Source organism: Nonomuraea monospora, from assembly GCF_039531895.1.
In the GTDB taxonomy this organism is placed as follows: domain Bacteria; phylum Actinomycetota; class Actinomycetes; order Streptosporangiales; family Streptosporangiaceae; genus Nonomuraea; species Nonomuraea monospora.
The window spans coordinates 290,830-306,837 of sequence record NZ_BAAAQX010000004.1 but is presented as its reverse complement, the minus strand read 5'-3'; the positions used below and the strand labels follow the sequence as shown (position 1 = coordinate 306,837).

Here is a 16,008-nt window from a genome sequence, read left to right as displayed (position 1 = left end):
GGCACATGAAGAAGGCGACGCCGATCATGATCGTGGCCAGCGCGCGGCGGTTCCTGAACAGCTCGGCCAGGGGAAGGCCGCCGGGGCTCTGCCGCGCGTCCACCTCCAGCACCGCGCCGGGAGCGATCGCGGCGTCGGGGTTGACGCGGGCCAGGAGCGCGCGCAGCTCGTCCGTCCGTCCCTTGGCCAGCAGCACCGCGGGCGACTCGCGAAGTGGCGCACCATGAACGGCAGGAACGGGACCGGCAGGATCGCCACCCAGTAGAGGCTGCGCCAGCCCAGGCCGGGCAGCATGAGCAGGGCCAGGGCGGGTGCCAGGATGCCGCCGATGCCCACGCCGCCGACGAAGCGGAACAGGGAGAAGGAGACGGGCCCCGTCGCGAACGCGCACAGGAACATGAACACACTGAACAGGAACACGCTCACCACGAGCACGTTCCGCCTGCCGAACCGGTCGGCCAGGACGCCGAAGCAGATGGCGCCCAGCATCATCCCGAAGAACCCGTAGCTGCCGATGAGCCCGCCCTCGACGGGCGACAGGCTCCACTCGCGCATCAGGTGAAAGCGGTTGAACCTGCTCTCACCCACGACCTTCTCGACGTCGACCGATGACATGACGCTCTCCTTGAGCGGGCGGTGGGGGGAAGGAGAGAAGCTCAGCGCCGGTTCAGGAACTCGCCCGCGTCGCGGAAGGCCTGGTAGTACTCAGGGATCCACGCGAAGTTGACGACGAAGCCGTGATTGGCGCCCGCGTAGCGGCGGACCGTCGCGGGCACGCCCGCTTCCCTGAGCTTCTGGCCGTAGAGCTCGCCCTCGTCGCGCAGCGGGTCGTACTCCGCCGTGACGACGAGGGCAGCGGGCAGGCCGGTGAGGTCCTGCCGCTTGACGGGGGAGACGAGCGGGTCCGACGGGTCGGCGCCGCTGTCGAGGTAGAAGGAGTTGTACGGCTTCAGCGCCACCGTCTCCAGGCCGTAGCCCTCGGCGTTGTCCCGGAGCGAGGCGTAGCGGCCGGTGTCGAAGTCGAGATCGACGGAGGGGTAGAAGAGGATCTGGTGCGTGATGCGGCCGAAGCCGTCGTCGTGCGCCAGCGCGGCCACGGCGGCGGCGAAGTTGCCGCCCGAGCTGTCACCGGCGACCGCCAGGTTCCCGCCGTCCCACTGGAGCCGGTCGCCGTTCTCAGCCGCCCAGCGGACCACCGCGTAGCAGTCCTGGAGACCGGCCGGGTAGGCGGCCTCCGGGGCCAGGCGGTAGCCGACGGAGACGACCCGGTGCCCGGTCTCCTTGGCCAGCGACCGCGCCACGCCGTCATGGGTGTCGAGACCGCCGGAGAAGAACGCGCCGCCGTGGAAGTACACGAGCAGCCCGTACGACTCGGCCGCCACCGGCGTGTAGATCCGCACCGGCACGCCCGCCGCGGTCGTGTCCTCGACCGCGTGCAGCGGCAGGCGGTCCTCAGGCGCGGGGACGTGCGCCTGCTCGGCGGCGCGCGCCGCCACCGGGTCGGGCCTCGTGCCGTCGGCGGGCGGCAGCGTGGCGAGGATCTTGGCGATGTCGGGATGCACAGTCATGGTTCACGCAATCACTTGATCGAGGACTTCTCCGGGAACGCGGTGTCCACCGAGTCCGCCTGCCAGGACTCCCGGGAGATGCGCTGCAGCGCATCCGTGTCGGGCTTGCGCCTGGCCTGGTAGAGGGCCAGCGCGTCCTTGACGGAACCGGCCTCGCGCAGGGCGCCGGCGAGCCCGCCGGCGTCCTGGATGGCCTGGTTGGCGCCCTGGCCCTGGTGGTGCAGCATCGCGTGGGCGGCGTCGCCCAGCAGCGTGACGGAGTCGGAGTGCCACCGCTCGACCGGGTCGATGTCGAACACGGCGCGGCTCGTCACCGTGTCCATGTCCAGGTCGCGGGTGATGTTCACGAGCCGCTCGTCGAAGCCGTCCATCAGCGCCAGCAGGTCGTCCTTGGTCACTTGCGGCGCCCAGGAGTCGTCGGCGGACAGCGCGGTGATGTCGAAGGACACCTGGCCGCGGTGGCGCAGCGGCAGGAAGTAGACCATCGTGCCGCGCTCGTTCATGTAGAGGCGCAGGTTGTCGTCCACGCACAATCCGTACGTGGCGGCGTCGGAGATCACCGCACGGTACGCGTGCGCCCCCGCGAACACCGGCTCGTCGTCGCTGAACAGTTGCTTGCGCACCACGGAGCGGATGCCGTCAGCGCCGATCACCAGGTCGGCCGTCACCTGCTTGCCATCGGCGAAGGTGAGCGTGGCGCGGTCGCCCCGGTCCTCGATGCCGGTCATCTTGTGGCAGATGTGCACCATGCCCTCGGGCAGCAGCTTCAGCAGGGTGTCGATGAAGTCGCCGCGGTGGATGAACCGGGTCTTGTTCACCTGGGCGTAGTCGCCGGCCTTCGGCCAGTCCTCGCGCTGGATGACCTCGCCGGTGGCGGTGAGGATCTCGAAGTAGTCGCTCGGGGAGCTGACGGCCGCGATCGCGTCGAAGATCTCCAGCTCGCGGAACAGCTCGATGGTGGGCGGGCGCAGGCCGATGCCGGCGCCGACCTGCCGGATGGCGCTGGCCTGCTCGTAGACGCTGACCTTGGCGCCGAGCCGCCCGAGTGCCACCGCCGCCACCGCGCCGCCGTACCCTCCGCCGACGATGGCGATGTCCAGGTCCTTCAGGTCTGAGGTCTGCATGATCGTCTTCCTTGAACGGGGCGCATGGGGTTCAGTTCTGGATCGTCAGGAAATCGGCGGGGTTGTGGACAAGCAGCCTGGTGATCGTCGCCTCGTCCAGCCCGGCGTCGCGCAGGTCGGGGATGAGCTCCTCGAACAGGTAGTTGACCGTGTGGCCCTTGACGCCCGGCCAGCCCAGCGGGCTGCAGTTGGCGTCGGCCGAGACCAGCGCCTGGTCCAGGAAGCCCTTGCCGAGGAAGCCGAGGAGGTGCGCCAGCCGCTCGCGCCGGGGGCGCGCCCAGAACGGCGGGTCCTCCAGCTCGGTCTCGTAGCCGAAGGTGTCGAACCCGATCCGGCCGCCGCGGCCGGCGAGCCAGGTGTCGGGCGTGTTCGGCGCGTTCAGGCCGTCGTCGGCGTGCCCGAACAGCACCCGGTGCAGCGGCAGCCCCTCCTCCTCGAAGACGGCGACCGCGGGCTCGGCGTCGATGGCCAGGTGGGTGAGGATCGGCACCCCGGTGCTGACGGCGGCGCGGGCGGCGGCCCGGTAGATGCGCAGGTCCAGGTCGGTCATCCGGCCGCCGCGGCTCACCCCAACCTTGATCACGCCGGCCCGGCTGCCGGTGCCGCCGATGCCCACGGTGATCTCGTGCACGAACTGCCTGGTCAGGTAGTCGACGCCGGCCCGTTCGAAGAACGGCAGCGCCGTGTCGCCGCCGACGAAGCCGGTGCAGGCCACGATATGCACCCCGGTCTTGGCCGACAGCGACTTGTAGTAGTCGACGTCGCGGCCGTTGCAGATGCCGGTCACGTCCACGAACGTGCCGCCGCCGTACTCGTGGAAGCGGCGCAGCTTCGGCACGGTCTCGGCGTAGCGCTCCTCGGGCGTCTTCCACCACCGGGTGTCCAGCTCCGAGCCGGGCATGCCGTAGCCGACGTGCTCGTGCACGGCCACGACGCCGAGCTCCTCCGGGGCGACGGGGCCCAGCACGGTGTTCACCTTCGACATGATCGTCAGCCCTCTCGCCGCGGGGTCAGCAGGTTGCGCGGGTTGTCCACGAGGACGCGCCGGGCGTCCTCGGCGCCGAGCCCCAGCGACGTCGCCAGGGGGACGAACGCCGTGGAGACGTGGCTGTAGGGCAGGTCGCAGGCCGGCAGGCCCTTGGCCACGCCGATCGAGTTGCACGACAGCAGCACCTGGCCGGCGTGCCCGGCGCGGACCAGGTCGAGCAGCAGGCCGGCGCGCTCGCGGTCGGTGACGTGGGCGTCGTCGTCGTTCAGGCCGACGTGGTCGAGCGCGACGTACGCGCCGAGGCGGGCGACCTCCAGATGCGCGCCGGCGGCGACCGCGTCCGCGCGGTCGAGCCCGCCGACCACGACGCGGTCCGCCGGGAGCCGCTCGTCCAGGACGACCTGGAGGTCGTGCGCCGCGTCGTGGCCGTAGCGCAGCGAGAGCGGGACGCCGGTGGCCAGCGCCGCGCGGGCCGCGCCGCGCAGCAGGCTCTCGTCGGTCGCCGTCATGCCCGCGCGGGTCGCGGCGGTGGCCACCAGGCCGGCCGGGGCCCGCCGCTCCACCCGGGGGACCACCATGCCGTCGGTGATCTCCTGGGTGAACAGGCCGGCGAACTTCTCGGCCGGCCACGGCGTCGGCGGGTTGGTCTGCGGGGTCAGGAAGTAGCCGCCGAGCAGCTCCTCGGGGCCCATGCCTGTGGAGGCGACGATGTGCACGCCGGTCGAGCGTGACAGCGCCTCGTACAGCGGCAGGTCCCTGCCGTGGAACATGCCGGTGCTGTCGACGATCGTCCCGCCGCCGTGGGCGCGGAAGTCGGTCAGCTTCGCGGCGAGCGTCGCGAAGATCTCGGAACGGTCCATCGTGATGTCGTAGCCGTGCTCGGCGCCCGGCAGCACGGACAGCAGGGCCTCGTGGACCGCGACGACCCCCAACTGGTCGGCCGGGACGGGCCCGAGGACGGTGTTGACGGCTGGTTCGCCCGTCTTTGGCATGTGCATTGGCTCCTCGCCGGCCTGGTTTCTGGCAGGTTAATATATTGTAATACCAAAGTCAACGGTCAGAAGGCGGCCTGTTTCACGGTATAACCGCAGGTCAGCCGCTGGTGACGAACCGGTACTTGAACTGCTCGGCCTGGTGCACCGCCGACCGCCAGCCCGCCGGCAGGCCACCCGTCGTGAAGAAGACCGTCTCGATGACGAGCAGGGGGCTCCCCTCACGCACCCCGAGAGCCGCCGCGTGGGCGGCGGTCGCGGCCGTCGCCCACGCCTCGTGCTCCGCCCGGTCGAGCGTGATCCCGAAGTCGCGCTTCAGCAGCTCGAACGCCGAGCCCTCGTCCTCCAGCTCCGCCGCCGTGGGCGCGAAGTCCTCGGGGGCGCGGATGTAGACGTCGGCCTCGACCAGCGGCTCGTTCTCGACCGAGATCAACCGGGTGAAGTGCAGGAGCCGCTCGTGCGCCCCCGTGCCGAGACGGTGCCGGATCCGGGCGGGCGGCTCCGCCCGCTCGATGCCGGACACGGTGGAGGCGGGGTGCAGGCCCGTGTCGTAGAGGTACTGGTAGAGCGCGCCCGGCCGCACGTCGGCCGGGCGGTGCACCCGGGTGCCCGGCACCGGGAAGGTGCCCTTGCCCTGCTTCCTGTAGACGTACCCCTCGTTCGCCAGCTCCTTCAGCGCCTGGCGGATGGGGGCCCTGCTCACCTCGAACCGGCTGAGCAACTGCTCCTCGGTCATCGGCCGCTGGGGGTCGGCGGCTCCGCCGGCGATCTCCTTGCGCAGGATGTCCTTGATCTGCCGATAAAGAGGGACCCCCGATGAAAGGTCGAGTTCGCTGTTCGGCATCGGTGTTCGGGCCCTCCGTGTCGCTGGTCGTGTCGCTGGTCGCCGGGGTACGTCTGCAGGAAGTCAAGCACACCGGCGCAAACCCGAACGGGACACTCGGCGCGGCAGCCCGGCGTTCTCAGAACGTCGGGTCGGCCGCCTCGCCCCGTCACTTTGTCGGTCGGGCCCGCCATACTCGCCGCTGTTGATCACGAGGCGATGGAGGTGTGCCCGCATGACCGCGAATCAGACCCTGACCAGGGACGGCGGCGAACCGGCGACGTTACGCGACGGGACGGCCGGGGACGAGGACCGGCTGAGGATGCCGGCCTCCTGGCTGCGCGCCCTGCACCCGCGGCGCGGCGGGGCGAAGGTCACGGTGAAACGGCCCGACGCCGGCGCGCCCGAGGCGCTCGCCGCGAAGCTGGCCGGGCGCCGGCAGGCGGTGCTCGACTCGCTGCCGCGGTGGCGCGACCAGGAGCTGGCCGCCGCCGGCGCGGCGTACCTGTCGGGAGAGCCCGCCGCCACGCCGCTGGGCGCCGCTGTGGTGGCCGTGCTCCTGTCATGGCAGGACACGACGCAGGCGCCGCTGTTCGCCGAAGCCTGGCTGGCCGGACGGGGCCTGGAGTTCGCCGCGGTGGCCGTGGCGGAGCTCGCCGCGCTCGACGGCGACGTCGTCCAGGACCTCTGGGACGTGCGGCGGCTGGCCGCCGGTGAGTACCCCCGTACCTGGAACACCTGGTACCGCAGAGAGCTCGTCCAGCGGGTCAGAGCCGCGCTCGCCGTCGCATCGGACGCCGAGTACGCGCAGGTCGTCGCGGCACTCGCGGCGACCAGGGAGGGCGGCCCGCACCAGCGGGTGGCGGCCTCCTACCTGGCGCCGACCGAGACCGCCTGGGTCACGGCCGACTGCGCCGAGGCGAGCAGCGTCAATCCGAACCTGTCCAACGACCTGCTCCCCGCGATCAGCACGCCGGAGCAGGCGGCGCTCATCGTGGACCACCTCTACCCCTACTGGACGCTGCACTCCCTCGCCCTGCCCGCCACGCTCGTGGACGGCATGGGCGCCGAGGCCGCGCTCCCGGTGCTGGCCGGATGGATCGGCAAGAGCTACGACGCCGGCAGCGAACGGCGGCTGCTGAGCATGCTCGCCGAGCTGCCGGGCGACGAGGCGATGCGGACGCTGCTCGACCGGATCGATGAGAAGTACGCCCAGCCTGCCTTCATGAGCGCGGCTGCTCGCTACCCGCGCCGGGCGATGCGGCTGCTGGCCGCCTCCACCGGCAAGCCCGCGGACCTGCTGCTGCGCGCGCACGTCCTGGCCCACCCCGACCTGGTGCCCGAGGTCGTCGCGAACGTCGGCGAGGCCGCCGCCGAACGGATCCGCAAGATCGCCGACGCTCTGCCCGTCGCCGCCGCCCCGCCGGAGGCGCTGCCCCAGGTGCTGGTCAGCCCGCCCTGGACGCGTTCGCGCAAGGCCCGCAAGCCGGTCGTGGTGAGCGGCCTGACGTGCGCCGACGAGCCTGCCGTGGTGTGGGCGCCGGGCGAGCGCGACAACTGGCTGGCCAAGAACGACCATTGGGGCCAGATCTACAACCAGACCTGGGAGCAGATCGCCGAGCGCGCCGCCACTGACGGCACACACCGTCAGTACTACTGGTCAGGCGAAGTCGCCCTGTTCGTCGCCGGGCCCGAGAAGCTGGCCGCACCGCTGCTCGACACGTGGCGCTCGACCGACGCGTGGGGGGTCGCCGACTGGCTGCCCCGGATCGCCGCCAGGTTCGAGCTGGCGGCACTGCCCCTGGTGGTGGATTTCGCCCGGCGCGGCCCCGCCTCGGCCGCCGCGACGCTGCTCCCGTTCACCTCCCCGGAGATCGCCGCGCTGATGGCCGACTGGCTGTCCCGGCTGAAGTCGGTACGCGCCACCGCGCTGGCGTGGCTGACCCGCCACCCCGAGACCGCAGCCAGGGCGCTGATCCCGCCGGCCCTGGGCAAGGCGGGTGCGGCCAGGCGGCAGGCCGAGCAGGCGCTGACCGCGCTGAGCGCGAGCGGCGCGCGTGACGTGGTGCTGCGGGCCGCCGCCGGGTACGGCCCCGACGCCGAGGCCGCGATCGGCGCCCTGCTCGCGGCCGACCCGCTCGACGCGCTGCCCGCCAGGATGCCCGCCGTGCCCGACTGGGCGGACGCCGCGATCCTCACGCCGATCAACCTGCGCGGCGACGCGGGCGCGCTGCCGCCCGAGGCGGTCCGGCACCTGATGACGATGCTGGCGATCTCCAAGCCCGGCCACGCCTACCCCGGCCTCGCCCAGGTCAAGGAGGCCTGCGACGCCCGCAGCCTGGCGGAGTTCGCCTGGACGCTGTTCCAGCGCTGGCAGGCGGCCGGCTACCCGTCCAAGGAGAGCTGGGTGATGGACGCGCTCGGCCTGCTCGGCGACGACGAGACCGTCCGCAGGCTCACCCCGCTGATCAGGGCCTGGCCCGGCGAGGGCGGGCACTCCCGTGCGGTCGCCGGCCTCGACCTGCTGGCGGGCATCGGCTCCGAGGTCGCGCTGATGCATCTGCACGGCATCGCCGAGAAGGTCAAGTTCAGCGGGCTCAAGAGCCGGGCCAAGCAGAAGATGGCCGAGGTGGCCGCCGAGCTGAACCTGACGCCGGTGGAGCTGGCCGACCGGCTGGTGCCCACCTTCGGGCTGTCCGCCGACGGCAGCATGACCCTCGACTACGGGCGCAGGCAGTTCGTCGTCGGCTTCGACGAGCAGCTCAAGCCGTACGTGGCCGACGCCGCAGGCAAGCGGCTGAAGAACCTGCCCAAGCCGGGTGCCAACGACGACCCTGAGCTGGCGCCCGCCGCCCACCAGCGCTTCGCCGGGCTGAAGAAGGACGTGCGCGCCGTGGCGTCCGACAACATCCGCCGCCTGGAGCAGGCCATGGTGAGCCGCCGCCGCTGGAGCGCTGCCGACTTCGGGCGGCTGCTCGTCGGCCACCCGCTGCTCTGGCACATCGTCCGGCGGCTCGTGTGGGGCGTCTACGACTCGTCCGGGCAGCTCGCGGGCGCCCTGCGGGTGGCCGAGGACCGCAGCTTCGCCGACGTCGAGGACGACCCGCTGACGCTGCCCGAGGACGCCGTCGTCGGCGTGGTCCACCCGCTGGAGCTGGGGGACGACCTGGCCGCCTGGGCCGAGGTGTTCGCCGACTACGAGATCCTGCAGCCGTTCCCGCAGCTCGGACGGGAGACGTACGCGCCGGACCCGGCGCTGACCGCCGAGATCGAGGCCGCCAAGATCCCCACGGGGGCGGTGATCGGCCTGGAACGGCGCGGCTGGCGGCGGGGCGAGCCGCAGGACGCCGGCATCCAGGGCTGGATCGAGCGGGACCTGCCCGACGGCCGGATCTTCACCATCCACCTCGATCCGGGCATCGCGATCGGCTACCTCGACTTCGCCGACGAGCAGAGCCTGGTCGACGCCTCCGTCGAAGGCCTCGACCCGATCACCGCGTCCGAGATCCTCCGGGACCTGCTGGAGATCGCCCGATGAACGAGCACGCGCAGCGGCCCCCGGCCGAGATCCGCTACGCCGGCGAGCTGGCCAGGCTGCGGGAGGACGACACCGACGCCCGCCCGCCCGGCTGGGCGCTGAGCCTGCGCGCCGCCCGCCGCTTCGCGCTCGGCGACGAGAAGCTCGGCATCAGCCGCAAGTTCGTCGGCGACCCCTCGCTGATCGACAGGTCCCTGGTGTCGCTGGCCACCAACCGCGGGCTGATGCTGGTGGGCGAGCCAGGCACGGCCAAGTCGCTGCTGTCGGAGCTGCTGGCCGCGGCCGTCAGCGGCACCTCCACGCTGACCATCCAGGGCGGGGCCGCCACCACCGAGGACCAGATCAAGTACTCGTGGAACTACGCGCTGCTCGTCGCGGAAGGCCCCTCCACCCGGTCGCTCGTCGCCGCCCCACTGCTGCGCGGCATGGCCGAGGGCAAGGTGGTGCGCTTCGAGGAGATCACCCGGTGCCCGCTGGAGGTGCAGGACTGCCTGCTGTCGCCGCTGTCGGACCGGGTGCTCGCCGTGCCGGAGCTGAGCGGGCCCGAGTCGATGGTGTTCGCCCAGGAGGGGTTCACCGTCATCGCCACCGCCAACACCCGCGACCGCGGCGTCAACGAGATGAGCGCCGCACTCAAGCGCCGCTTCAACTTCGAGACCGTCTTCCCGATCGCCGACTTCCAGACCGAGCTGGCGCTGGTCGAGGCCGAGGCCACCGCGCTGCTCAAACGCTCGGGCGTCGAGGCGCCGCCACGTCGCGACGTACTGGAGGTCCTGGTAACCGCCTTCCGCGAGCTGCGCGAAGGACAGACCGCGCGCGGCGACGCCACCGACCGGCTCTCGGGCGTGATGAGCACCGCCGAGGCCGTCTCCGTCGCGCACGCCGTCGGGCTGCGCGGCTGGTTCCTGCGCGGCGAGCCCGGCACCGCCGCCGACCTCGTCTCCTGCCTGGCCGGCACCGCCGCCAAGGACAACGCCGAAGACCTGGCGAAGCTGCGCAGATACCTGGAACAGCGGCGGCGGCACGGCGCCCAGTGGCAGGCCCTGTACGAGGCCCGACACCTGCTGCCGGGCTGAGCCATGGCGGTCACGTACATCGGTGTGCGGCACCACAGCCCGGCCTGCGCCCGGCTCGTCGCCGACACCATCGCCTCCCTCCGGCCCGCGTACGTGCTCGTCGAGGGCCCGTCCGACATGAACGACCGGATGGACGAGCTGCTGCTCGGCCACGAGCTGCCCATCGCCGTCTACACCGGCTACCGCGACCCGCTCCGCCGCCACGGCTCGTGGACTCCGCTGTGCGAGTACTCCCCGGAGTGGACGGCGCTGACCGCCGGCCGGGACGTCGGCGCCGAGCTGCGCTTCATCGACCTGCCCGCCTGGCATCCCGCTCTCGCCGACGTCCACAACCGGTACGCCGACGCAGAGGCCCGCTACGGGGAGGTGGTCGCGCGGCTGTGCCGCACCTTCTCGGTGGACAACGTGGACGCGCTGTGGGACCACCTCTTCGAGATCGAACCGGCCGATGGGCTGGCCGAGCGGCTGGCCGCCTACTTCGACCTGGTGCGGGGCGACACCGAGACGGGGGCTGAGGATGCGGCGCGGGAGGCGTACATGGCGCGCTGGATCCGCGCCGCCGCCGCCTTCGCGGGCGAGCGGGCGGTGGTCGTGGTCACGGGCGGCTTCCACCGGCCCGCACTGATCCGGCTGGCGGGGCAGGGCGACACGCGCTCACCCGAGGCGCCCGGCGACGTGGACTGGCCGGAGGCGCCGAGTGCGTCCGGCGGCGTGTGCTGGCCGGAGACGCCCAGCCTGACCGGCGGCGTGGACTGGCCGGAGGTGCCGAGCCCGCCCGGGGACGCGGCCGTCGGGAGTTACCTGGTGCCGTACTCGTTCCGGCGGCTGGACGCGTTCGACGGCTACCAGTCGGGCATGCCGTCGCCGGGCTACTACCAGCGCCTGTGGGAGTCCGGCCCCGCCGAGGCGGCCCGCGGGCTCACCGAGGCGGTCACCGCCAGGCTGCGCGCCCGCCGCCAGCAGGTGTCCACCGCGGACCTGATCGCCGCCAGGACCACCGCCGACGGCATCGCCCTGATGCGCGGCCACCGGCATCCGGCCCGCGTGGACGTCCTGGACGGCCTGGCGAGCGCGCTGGTCAGCGAGGCCATCGAGACCCCGCTGCCCTGGGCGTCCCGCGGCCCGCTGCCGCCCGGCAGCCACCCGGTGATCGTGGAGATGATCGCGGCGCTCAGCGGCGACCGGGTGGGCCGCCTGCATCCCTCGACCCCGCTCCCGCCGCTGGTCCACGCGGTGCTCGCCGTGCTGGGCGAGCCCGGCGAGGAACGGCTCGACCTGACCAACGACACCGGCCGCGAGCGCAGCCGCCTGCTGCACCGGCTGCGGATCCTGCGCATCCCCGGCGTGGAACGCACCTCGGGACCCCGCCCGGCAGGCCCGGCCGAGCTGGTCGAACAGTGGGTGCTGACCGAGACGGAGGACCGGCTGCCCGCCCTCATCGAGGCCGGCGGGTACGGCGTCGACCCGCAGGAGGCCGCGGCCGCCGCCCTGGCGGAACGCGTCACGGGCGCGGACCTGGACGAGCTGGCCGACGTCCTGTTCGACGCGGCGCTGTGCGGCATCGGCGAGCTGGCCGGACGGGTGCTGGACGACCTGGCGCGGGCCGTCGGCGCGGCGGCCGACCTGGGGCCGCTCGGCCGCACCCTCACCGTCGCCCTGGCGATGTGGCGTCACGACGAGCTCTTCCGCACCAGCGGCAGCGCCACCCTGGGCACGGTCGTCCGGGCGGCCACCTCGAGGGTGCTCTGGCTGGCGGAAGGCGTGCGTGGCGGCCCGGCGCCGGCCGACCTGCCGCGCGTCAACGCCATGATCGCGGTCCGCGACGCGCTCCGGCACGCGGGCCCGTCGCTCGGCCTGGACACGCCGCTGGCCCTCGGCGTCGCCGACCGGCTCGCCGCCTGCCCGGACGCCCCACCCGACCTGCGCGGCGCCTCCCTGGGCCTGGCCTGGTCCCTACGCGGCTCGGCCCCCGACACGCCGCCCGGCACCCCGCCCGGCACGCCACCTGGCTCGGCGTCCGGCACGGCGCCCGGCGATCTCTCGGCGGCGCCCGGCGCGGTGACTGGTGCGGTGCCCGGCGACCTTGCCCGGACGCCCGGCGTGGTGCCAGGGACGGCGGGCGGCGATCTCGCGACGGTATCGGGCGTGGTGCCTGGCGTTGCGGGTGGTGAGCTTGGGAGGGCGGTGCGGGGCGCGTTCGTGCCCGCAACGGCAGGAGACTGGCTGGCCGGGCTGTTCGCGCTCGCCCGCGAGGAGGTGCTGCACACCCCGGGCATGCTGGAGCTGCTGGACGAGCTGGTCGGGGGGCTGACGGACGACGACTTCCTGGTGGCGCTGCCCGCGCTACGCCAGGCGTTCGGCTTCTTCCCGCCCCGCGAGCGGCACCTCATCGCCACCCGCCTGGTCGAGCGGCGCGCAGCGGGCGCGTCCGGATGGGACCTGATGCGGCTGGAGGCGGCCCCGGAGCTGGTGGCCGCCGGGATGGCACTGGACGAGCGGGTGGACACGGCACTGCGCCGGGAGGGACTGATCACACCATGACCGACCCCACTCTCGAACGGTGGCGGCTGCTGCTCGGCGAGCCCGGCGGCGCCTGCCTCGGCGGCGCGCCGCTCGGCGCGCGGGCCGCCGCCCGCGACGCGGCCGTCGACTGGCTCTACGGCCGCGACGAGGACCTGCGCAGGCGCGGCGTGCGCCAGGCGGGCAGCGGCCCCTCGGCGCTGACCACCTTCGACTGGCTGGACGACATCGCCAGGCTCTTCCCCAAGGAGACCGTGGAGCGGCTGCAACGCGACGCCGTCGAGCGTTACGAGATCCACGACGTGGTGACCGACCCCGCCGTGCTGGCGCGCATCGAGCCGAACGCCGCCCTGCTCAAGGCCGTGCTGCGGACCAAGCACCTGATGAACCCGCAGGTGCTGCGGCTGGCCAGGCGGATCGTGGAGCAGGTGGTGCGCGAGCTGATGGACAAGCTCGCCACCGACGTGCGCACCGCGTTCACCGGCACCAAGGTACGGCGGTCCGGCCGGCTGCGGCTGGCCCGCAACTTCGACGTGGTCAGGACGTTGCGCGCCAACCTCGGCCGCTACCAGCCGGACACGGGCAAGGTGGTGATCGAGACGCCGTACTTCTTCTCCCGCACCCGCCGCCACCTGGAGCAGTGGCAGGTGATCCTGCTGGTCGACCAGTCCGGTTCGATGGTCGAGTCGGTGATCCACTCGGCGGTGACGGCGGCCTGCCTGTGGGGGCTGCCCGGGGTGCGCACCCACCTGGTGGCCTTCGACACCGAGGTGGTGGACCTGACGGCCGACGTGGACGATCCCGTGGAGCTGCTGATGAAGGTCCAGCTCGGCGGCGGCACCGACATCGCCCGCGCGGCGGCGTACGGCGCGGGGCTGGTGGACCAGCCACGGCGGGCGATCGTCGTGCTGATCTCCGACTTCTACGAGGGCGGCGATCCAGGACGGCTGGTGCGCGTCGTGCGCGAGCTGGTCGGGCAGGGCAGCAAGGTGCTCGGGCTGGCGGCGCTCGACGAGCAGGCCAACCCCGCCTTCGACCGGAAGCTGGGGCAGCGGCTGGCCGACGCGGGGGCGTACGTGGGGGCGATGACGCCGGGTGAGCTGGCGTCGTTCGTGGCGGAGCACGTGGGCCGATGAGGACGGATCTGCTCGGGCTCACCACCGACTCCCTTGCCGCGCTCACCAACCGGGGGCTGGTGAAGCGGGCCGGTAAGGAGGCGGTGCCGGAGTTGCGCACCGATGGGGACGGCACCGTGCACGGCGACTTTCCCGGCGGGCCGGCCACCAGCCTGCCTGCCGGGGGGCTGGATGTGGCGAGCTGCACCTGTGGCGCCGTCGGAGTGTGCAGGCACGTCATCGCGGTCATCCTCGCCTACCAGCGCCTGTCGCTCGGTGCCGAGGCTGAGGCTGATGCGGCGGTCTCGCCGGGGACGGCACAGGAGACCGCTTCCGGGATTGCGCAAGGGGCCGCTTCCGAAGCTGCGCAGGAGATCACGCAGGAGGCAGTGCCCAGGGCGGCGTCGGGAGCCGTGCCAGGAGCCGTGCCGGGGGCCGTGCCGGGGGCCGTGCCGGGGGCCGTGCCGGGGGCCGTGCCGGGGGCCGTGCCGAGGGCCGTGCCCGGGGTTGCGTCGGTGCAGCCGCTTTGGTCGCCCGGCCAGGTGACCGACGAGCAGCTGACCGCCAGGATCGGCACCCGCCTGATGGCCGCCGCTCGCCGCGCGGAACGCGCCGGATACACCGCCCGCATCCGCCGCCCGACAGCCACCGACCCTGTGCCGCAGGTGGAGCTGGCCACCGCGACGGTCCGTTTCCTGATCCCCGGCGACCTGGGCTTCGTGCACACCGACAGCGTCGCGGGAAGCCACGACGACGTCATCGCGCTGGCGGTGTGGGCGTTCCGGACGGCCGACGAGCTGCATCCGGGCGTACCAGACGTGCGGGTGGACGTCGGGGGAGAGGCGGAGGAGGGTGCGGGGTCGGGGCTGGAGCGGGCGCTGGGGCTGGCGGGCACGGTGCTGCGCGAGGGCGCGGCGCAGCTGGGCCACGGCCTGGACGCCACCATCGCCGACGTGCGACGTCACCTGGACGGGGCGGGGCTGCGCTGGCCGCTGCTGGCCGTCGGCGACCTGGCGGAGCAGCTCGCCGCCTACCGCGACCGCGCCGCCCACTACCGTCCTGAACAGCTCGCGAGCCACCTGGCAGAGCTGCACGCCAGGCACCGGGCGGTGACGCGGCCGGACGCCACGCTGCGCAGCAGCGTGCTCGGCACCGCGGAGGCCGCGGAGACGCCGCTGCGCAGGGCCAGGCTGGAGAGCCTCGGCTGCCGGGTCCGCGGCCTGGGCGGGCAGCGGTTCGCCGAGGTGTACCTGGCCCACGCCGACAACGCGATGGTGCTGGTCCTGCGCCGCCGGTGGGACGGCGACGACGACGGGGCGGCGCTGGCGCGGCGGCGGATCGCCACGTCCACGCTGGGCGCGCTGGCCACGGGCAACCTGGTGACGGAGTCCGCCGTCCGCAGCGCGAGCCGTACGGTGCGGCTGGCCACCGGGCGGGTCGCCAGGACCACGGTCAGCCCGTCGCGGGGCGACTGGGGCGAGCTGCCCGCGCCGCTGGTGGTGACCGACTACGCCGCCCTGGGCCGCGAGCTCGACGCCCTGCCGCTGCGTCCCGTCCGGCCGCGCGTGGAGGCGGAGCTGGTGCGGGTGCTCGCGATCGCGCAGGTCGAGGCCATCTGGTACGCCCCCGGCGACCAGCGCCTGGACGCCGTGATCGTCGACCGGGCGGGCAACCCGGCGGTCGTCAGGGCCGTTCACAGCGCCGCCGCTCCTGGGCGGCTCGACGCGCTGGCGGCCGTGCTGGCCGGTGAGGAGGGCGAGCCGCGGTTCGTCAGCGGCGTGGTGGGGCGCAGCGCGGGGGATCTCGTGGTCGAGCCGCTCGGGCTGGCGGCCGGGGACCGCGTGATCGTGCCCGACCTGCGGCCCGGCGGCGGGAGCGGCAGTCTCGGGCTCGCCCCGGAGGAGCGGCCGGACCCGCTGGCCGCGGTCCTGGTGGACACGCGGGGGCTGCTGGCCGAGGCCGCCCATCACGGCCTGGCACACCTGCCGCCGACCTACGGCGAACGGCTCGACGCCGTCGCCCGGCGGTTGACCGTGCTCGGCCTGCGCCGGGTCGCACAGGCGGTCACGGCGTTCGCGGCAGCCCGGGGGAACGGCTCGGAGGAGGAGGTGGTGGAGCGGGCGTGGGTCGGCGCGTACCTGCGGCTGGAGGTCGCTCTGGACCTGCATTGAGAGCTAGGGTTGCCAACATCGTCTCTGATGGAGACAATGTTTACGGCGCCTCGCAGGAAGAGGCGCCGGGCGTGGTAGTACTGGAGATCCGCG

Annotated in this window: 11 protein-coding genes; 5 read left to right on the top strand and 6 right to left on the bottom strand. The window is 73.4% G+C overall.

All coding sequences use genetic code 11. The features are described from left to right. Positions 1–24: 24 nt before the first annotated feature. From ABD331_RS10345 to ABD331_RS10320, 6 genes are all read right to left on the bottom strand, one after another. Positions 25–615: an MFS transporter gene (locus tag ABD331_RS10345; RefSeq protein ID WP_344473027.1), complete on the bottom strand. Its 591-nt coding sequence runs from the start codon at positions 613–615 to the stop codon at positions 25–27. Between the two features lie 41 nt (positions 616–656). After that, positions 657–1,568, bottom strand: a complete 912-nt coding sequence (locus ABD331_RS10340; protein ID WP_344473025.1) for an alpha/beta hydrolase — start codon at positions 1,566–1,568, stop codon at positions 657–659. Positions 1,569–1,579: 11 nt separating this feature from the next. Continuing rightward, positions 1,580–2,692 (bottom strand): FAD-dependent oxidoreductase, encoded by a 1,113-nt coding sequence (locus ABD331_RS10335; protein ID WP_344473023.1) that lies wholly within the window; start codon positions 2,690–2,692, stop codon positions 1,580–1,582. Positions 2,693–2,723: 31 nt separating this feature from the next. Continuing rightward, positions 2,724–3,677, bottom strand: a complete 954-nt coding sequence (locus ABD331_RS10330; RefSeq protein WP_344473021.1) for a phosphotriesterase family protein — start codon at positions 3,675–3,677, stop codon at positions 2,724–2,726. Positions 3,678–3,682: 5 nt separating this feature from the next. Next, positions 3,683–4,672: a phosphotriesterase family protein gene (locus ABD331_RS10325; protein WP_344473019.1), complete on the bottom strand. Its 990-nt coding sequence runs from the start codon at positions 4,670–4,672 to the stop codon at positions 3,683–3,685. A 100-nt stretch (positions 4,673–4,772) separates the two neighbouring features. Then, a complete protein-coding gene (locus tag ABD331_RS10320; RefSeq protein WP_344473018.1) occupies positions 4,773–5,516 on the bottom strand; it encodes a GntR family transcriptional regulator in 744 nt (247 codons plus the stop codon). 214 nt (positions 5,517–5,730) lie between these two features. Between ABD331_RS10320 and ABD331_RS10315 the strand changes: the two genes are divergently transcribed. From ABD331_RS10315 to ABD331_RS10295, 5 genes are read left to right on the top strand one after another with little or no spacing between them, the layout of a single operon-like run. Further along, on the top strand, positions 5,731–9,033 hold the full coding sequence (locus tag ABD331_RS10315) for a DUF4132 domain-containing protein (RefSeq protein ID WP_344473016.1): 3,303 nt from the start codon (positions 5,731–5,733) through the stop codon (positions 9,031–9,033). After that, positions 9,030–10,109 (top strand): ATP-binding protein, encoded by a 1,080-nt coding sequence (locus ABD331_RS10310; protein ID WP_344473014.1) that lies wholly within the window; start codon positions 9,030–9,032, stop codon positions 10,107–10,109. Before ABD331_RS10315 ends, ABD331_RS10310 begins: the two co-directional genes overlap by 4 nt. A gap of 3 nt (positions 10,110–10,112) precedes the next feature. Next, positions 10,113–12,650: a DUF5682 family protein gene (locus ABD331_RS10305; protein ID WP_344473012.1), complete on the top strand. Its 2,538-nt coding sequence runs from the start codon at positions 10,113–10,115 to the stop codon at positions 12,648–12,650. Next, complete coding sequence (locus tag ABD331_RS10300) at positions 12,647–13,765, top strand: VWA domain-containing protein (protein ID WP_344473010.1); 1,119 nt, start codon at positions 12,647–12,649, stop codon at positions 13,763–13,765. The genes ABD331_RS10305 and ABD331_RS10300 overlap by 4 nt, the downstream gene beginning before the upstream one ends. Continuing rightward, entirely contained in the window at positions 13,762–15,915 is a 2,154-nt protein-coding gene (locus tag ABD331_RS10295) for an SWIM zinc finger family protein (protein WP_344473009.1), read from the top strand. Before ABD331_RS10300 ends, ABD331_RS10295 begins: the two co-directional genes overlap by 4 nt. Positions 15,916–16,008: the final 93 nt, after the last annotated feature.